A 399-nucleotide genomic window follows, 5' to 3' on the forward strand; every position below is an offset into this window, starting at 1 on the left:
ACCTCACCGATCACTCTCAAGAGCGGCGTGACACAGACAGAGGGTGAGTTCAGCACACGAGCGTGAGTTGCTTGTGTGGGTATTAGATTGGATCTGGGGAACGCTCTTGTATCTACCCACAAAATATGAGCGTATGTCCGAAGCGACGCTGGACGGTCGAGGGCGCCTGACACTCCCAAAAGAAATCCGAGAGCGATACGGTGAACACTACCATATCGTCCAGCTTCACGACGGTATCAAGTTGATCCCAGTCGGGGAGGATCCGCTCGATGCCCTTCGCTCTGAGTTCGCAGACGTTGAGAAGACGGCGGAAGAACTCCGGCAGGAAGCACGTAACGCAGCACTAGACGAGGCCGGCCGCTGAATGTACGCGGAGACGGATTTCCTGCTGGCACTCAT

Annotated in this window: 1 protein-coding gene; it reads left to right on the top strand. The window is 55.9% G+C overall.

Annotated elements, in window-relative coordinates:
• Positions 1-133: 133 nt before the first annotated feature.
• The gene (locus tag NKF06_RS20860) at positions 134-364 is read left to right on the top strand and encodes an AbrB/MazE/SpoVT family DNA-binding domain-containing protein (RefSeq protein WP_253246487.1); all 231 of its coding nucleotides are present in this window, start codon (positions 134-136) and stop codon (positions 362-364) included.
• Positions 365-399 lie beyond the last annotated feature (35 nt).

Source organism: Haloferax sp. AB510 (assembly GCF_024136985.1).
Taxonomy (GTDB): Archaea; Halobacteriota; Halobacteria; order Halobacteriales; family Haloferacaceae; genus Haloferax.

Excerpts from the sequence above, each read along its gene's own strand:
- NKF06_RS20860 (WP_253246487.1), top strand. The coding sequence starts at position 134 with ATGTCCGAAGCGACGCTGGACGGTCGAGGGCGCCTGACACTCCCAAAA.